Below are 5375 nucleotides of genomic sequence, written 5' to 3' on the forward strand. Positions count from 1 at the left end.
GCCCCTCGCCGAGGCGCCGGCCGTCGCCCGCGCGCTCGCCGGCTCCCGGGCCGCGCTGGAACGGCGGGCCGTCGTGGTCGCCGCCGACCGGGCGCGGGCGCTGAGCGGGCTGCGGGCCCTGGCCGAGGGGGAGGCCGCGGCCGGGCTGGTGTCCGGTCGGGCGGAGGTGAGCGGTCGGTCGGTGTTCGTCTTCCCGGGCCAGGGTTCCCAGTGGGCCGGGATGGGGCGTCGGCTGCTCGCCGAGTCCGCGGTGTTCGCGCGGGCTCTGGAGGAGGCCGCGGAGGCGCTGGAGCCCTATGTCGACTGGTCGTTGCTGGATGTGGTGAACCAGGTGCCGGGTGCCGCCTCGCTGGAGCGGGTGGATGTGGTGCAGCCGGTGTCGTTCGCGGTGAACGTCGCGTTGGCGCGGCTGTGGTCCTCACTGGGTGTCGTTCCGGACGCGGTGGTGGGCCACTCGCAGGGGGAGATCGCGGCGGCGCATGTCGCCGGGATCCTCTCGCTGGACGACGCCGCCGCTGTGGTGGCGCTGCGGTCGCAGGCCATCGCCCGTGGTCTGGCCGGACGCGGCGGCATGGTGTCGATCGGGCTGCCGCTCGCCGAGGTGGCCGACCGGCTCCCCGCCGGGGTCGAGGTCGCCGCGGTCAACGGCCCCTCCTCGGTCGTCGTCGCCGGTGACCCGGCCGGCCTCGACACCGTGGTGGCCGCCTTCGAGGAGCGCGGCGCCCGGGTGCGCCGGATCCCCGTCGACTACGCCTCCCACACCGCCCACGTGGAGTCCATCGAGGCCGAACTCGCCGAGCTGCTCGGCGCGGTGAAGCCGCAGCCGGCCGTCGTCCCGTTCCTGTCGACGGTCGAGGGCCGCTGGCTGGAGGGTCCGGAGCTGGACGCGGGGTACTGGTATCGCAACCTGCGGCAGACGGTCCGCTTCGCCGAGGCCGTCGAGACCCTGGCCGGTGACGGTTTCCGGGCCTTCGTCGAGGTCAGCGCCCACCCCGTGCTCGCCCACGCGGTCGTCGAGGCCCTGGAGGAGGCCGTCCAGGCGCCGACCGTCGTCACCGGCACGCTGCGCCGTGAGGACGGCGGCTGGGACCGCGTCCTGCTCGCCGCCGCCGAACTCCACGTCCGCGGCCTGCCCGTGGACTGGTCCACGGCCCACGCCGGAGCCGGCACCGTCCGCCCCTCCGAACTGCCCACCTACCCCTTCCAGCACCAGCGCTACTGGCTCCGGCCGGGCCGCTCCGCCGGCGACCTCGCCGCCGTCGGCCTGGACAAGGCCGGCCACCCGCTGCTGGAGACCGAACTGCTGCTCGGCACCGAGGAAGGCGCCGTCTTCACCGGCCGGATCACCGAACGCACCCTGCCCTGGCTGGCCGACCACCGGGTCGGCGGCGCGACGCTGCTGCCCGGCACCGCGCTGCTCGACGCCCTCGCCCACGTCGGCCACCGGCTCGGCACGCCCACGGTCGAGGAACTGACCGTCTCCGCCCCGCTCGTCGTCCCGGACGGCGGCGGCCTCGACCTCCAGGTCCACGTCGGCGAGGCCGAGGACGGCCACCGCCCCGTCCGGCTGCTCACCCGCACCGGCCCCGGCCTGCCGTGGCACGCCAACGCCACCGGAACGCTCGCCCCCGAGGGCCCGGAGCCCGCCACCGCCGACGACCTGACGGTCTGGCCGCCCGCCGGAGCCCGCCCGCTCGACACCGACGGCCTCTACGACCGGCTCACCGTCGCCTACGGCCCCGCGTTCCACGCCGTCGAGGCCGCCTGGCTCGCCGACGGCCGCCTCTACGCCCAGCTCCGCCTCCCCGACACCACCACCGACACCGCCGCTTACGGCCTGCACCCCGCCCTGCTGGACGCCGCCCTCCACCCGCTCGGCGAGGCCGGCCTCCTCCCCGGCGCCGACGTGCCCAGGCTCGCCTTCTCCTGGGCCGGCGTGCGCCTGCACGCCACCGGCGCCGAGGCGCTGCGCGTGGTCGTCACCCCCGTCGGCCCCGACACCCTCACCATCCGGGCCGCCGACGACACCGGCGCCCCCGTCGTGGACGTCGAGGCCCTCACCGTGCGGCCGGTGGATCCGCGCGGCCTCACCGCCGGTCCGGCGGACGACGCGGCCCTGTTCGAGGTCGACTGGGTCCCCGCACCCGAGGCCGCCGACGCGCCCGCCGACGCGCCCGCCGACTGGACCTTTTACGGCGACCTGCCCGAGGACGGCGCCCTGCCGCCCCTCGTGGTCCTGCCCGCCGGTGTGGGCGCGCCCTCCGACACCGTGCCCGAGCGCGCCCACGCCGTCGGCCACGACGTCCTGCGGGCGCTCCAGGCCTGGCTGGCCGACGACCGGACGGCCGACTCCCGGCTCGTCGTCGTCACCCGGCGCGGCGAACTCGTCCAGGAACCCGTCCGGGGCCTGGTGCGCACCGCCCAGTCGGAGAACCCCGGCCGCTTCGTCCTCGTCGAGGCCGACGACCCGGCCGACGCCGCCCGGGCGGTGGCCGCCGCACCGGACGACGAACCGCAGCTGGCGCTGCGCGACGGGCGACGGCTGGTCGCCCGCCTGCGCCGCCCGGCCGCCCCGCCGGCCCCCGCGCAGGACGCGCCGTCCCCGCTGGCCGGCGGCACCGTCCTGGTCACCGGCGCCAACGGCGGCCTGGGCCGCCTGGTGGCCCGTCACCTCGCGGCGGTCCACCGCGTCGCGGAACTCGTGCTCCTCTCCCGCTCCGCCGTACCCGCCGACCTGCTCGAAGAACTCGCCGCGCACGGCACCCTGGTCCGCGCCGAGGCCGTCGACACCGCCGACCGCACCGCGCTGGCCGCCGTCGTCGACACCCTCGCCGACCGGCTGACCGGCGTCGTCCACGTCGCCGGGATCGTCGACGACGGCGTCATCGAAGCGCTCGACGCCGCCAAGTGGCACAGCGTGCTGCGCCCGAAGGTCGACGCCGCCTGGCACCTGCACGAGCTCACCGCCGGCCTCGACCTGGCCGCCTTCGCGCTCTACTCCTCCGCCTCCGGCGTCCTCGGCGGCTCCGGCCAGGGCAACTACGCGGCCGGCAACGCCTTCCTCGACGGCCTGGCCGCCCACCGGCGCTCGCTCGGACTGCCCGCCGTGTCGCTCGCCTGGGGCCTGTGGGCCGAGGCCGCCGGCATGGGCGGCCGCCTGAGCGACACCGACCTCGCCAGGATGGCCCGGGTCGGCACCCGCCCCCTCTCCGCCGACCAGGGCCTCGCCCTCCTGGACGCCGCGCTCACCGGCGAGCCCGCGGCCGTGGTGCCGATCAGGCTCGACGTCACCGGCGTCCGGACCGAGGACCTCCCGCCGCTGCTGCGCGACCTGGCACCCGCCGCCCGCGCACCCCGCGCCCTGCGCCGGGCCGCCGCCCGCACCGCCGCGGACGGCGCCGGCACCCTCGCCCGGCGGCTCGCCGGACTCTCCGCCGCCGACCGCGACGAACTGCTGACCGCCCTCGTCCGCGACACCGCCGCCGCCGTCCTCGGCCACGGCTCGGCCACGGCACTGGACGTCGACAAGGCGTTCAAGGAACTCGGCATCGACTCGCTCACCGCCGTCGAACTCCGCAACGCCCTCGGCACCGCCACCGGCCTGCGCCTGCCCGCCACCCTGGTGTTCAACTACCCGACGCCCAAGGCCCTCGCCGCCCACCTCGCGACCGAACTCGTCGGCGAGGAACCGGCCCCCGCCGCCCCCGCCGCCCCCGTGGCACAGGCCGCCGGGACCGAGGACGACCCGATCGCGATCGTCGCCGTCGGCTGCCGCTTCCCCGGCGGCCTCGACTCCGGCGAGGACCTCTGGCGCTTCGTCGCCGCCGGCGGCGACGCCGTCACGGGCCTGCCCGCCGACCGGGGCTGGGACCTCGACGGCAGCTACGACCCCGACCCCGACGCCCCCGGCCGCACCTACGTGCGCGGCGGCGGATTCCTGCCCGGCATCGCCGACTTCGACGCCGCCTTCTTCGGCATCAACCCGCGCGAGGCCCTGGCGATGGACCCGCAGCAGCGCCTGCTGCTCGAAGTCGCCTGGGAGACCCTGGAGCGCGCCGGACTCGACCCCACCGCCCTGCGCGCCACCCCGACCGGCGTCTTCATCGGCACCCACGGCCAGGACTACGGCACCCAGGGCACCGGCGGCGCCGCCGACGAGGGCTACCTGGTCACCGGCAACGCGGGCAGCGTGCTCTCCGGCCGCCTCTCCTACGCCCTCGGCCTGGAGGGACCCGCGATCACCGTCGACACCGCCTGCTCCTCCTCCCTGGTCGCCCTGCACCTCGCCGCCCAGGCGCTCCGCGCCGGGGAGTGCACGCTGGCCCTGGCCGGCGGCGCCTCGGTGATGTCCACGCTCGAAGGCCTGGTCGGCTTCTCCCGGCAGCGCGGCCTCGCCGCCGACGGCCGGAGCAAGGCCTTCGCCGACGCCGCCGACGGGTTCGGGATGTCCGAGGGCGTGGGCCTGCTGCTGCTCGAACGGCTCTCCGACGCCCGGCGGTTGGGGCACGAGGTGCTGGCCGTGGTCCGGGGTTCGGCCGTCAACCAGGACGGTGCGTCCAACGGTCTGACCGCCCCGAACGGTCCCTCGCAGGAACGGGTCATCCGGGCAGCGCTCGCCAACGCCAGGCTGACGGCCGCCGACGTCGACGCCGTCGAGGCGCACGGCACCGGCACCCCGCTCGGCGACCCGATCGAGGCCCACGCCCTGCTCGCCACCTACGGCAAGGACCGTCCGGCCGAACAGCCGCTCTGGCTCGGGTCGGTGAAGTCCAACATCGGCCACACCCAGGCCGCCGCCGGTGCGGCGGGCGTGATCAAGATGGTCGAGGCGCTGCGCCACGGCGTACTGCCGCAGACCCTCCACATCGACGCGCCCTCCTCGCACATCGACTGGTCCTCGGGCGGCATCGCCCTGCTCACCGAGCAGCGGGCCTGGCCGGCGGCCGACCGCCCGCGCCGGGCCGGCGTCTCGGCGTTCGGCGTGAGCGGGACGAACGCGCACGTGATCCTGGAGCAGGCGGAGCCGGCCGGTGCCGCCGAGCCCATCGACGGAGCCGCAACGCCCGCCGACGCAGGGGAGAACGTGGTCCCCTGGGTGGTCTCGGCCGCGTCGGAGGCGGCGCTGCGTCAGCAGGCCGCGCGGCTGGCGGCCTTCGCGGAGGGGCAGCCGGCGCCGGACCTCGCCGCCACCGCCCGGGCTCTCGTCACCGCGCGCACCCGGTTCACCGAGCGTGCCGTGGCCGTCGGCGCCGACCGGGCCGCGCTCATCGCCGCCCTGAAGGCCCTGGCCGAGGGGGAGGCCACGGCCGGGCTGGTGTCCGGTCGGGCGGAGGTGAGCGGTCGGTCGGTGTTCGTCTTCCCGGGTCAGGGTTCCC

Annotated in this window: 1 protein-coding gene; it reads left to right on the plus strand. The window is 77.1% G+C overall.

Annotation, left to right across the window (positions count from 1 at the left end; all coding sequences use genetic code 11):
* The coding region (locus tag ACWDCZ_RS38520; RefSeq protein WP_449818377.1) for an SDR family NAD(P)-dependent oxidoreductase at nt 1–5375 on the plus strand (5375 nt) is incomplete at both ends.

Source organism: Kitasatospora sp. NPDC001225 (assembly GCF_053597855.1).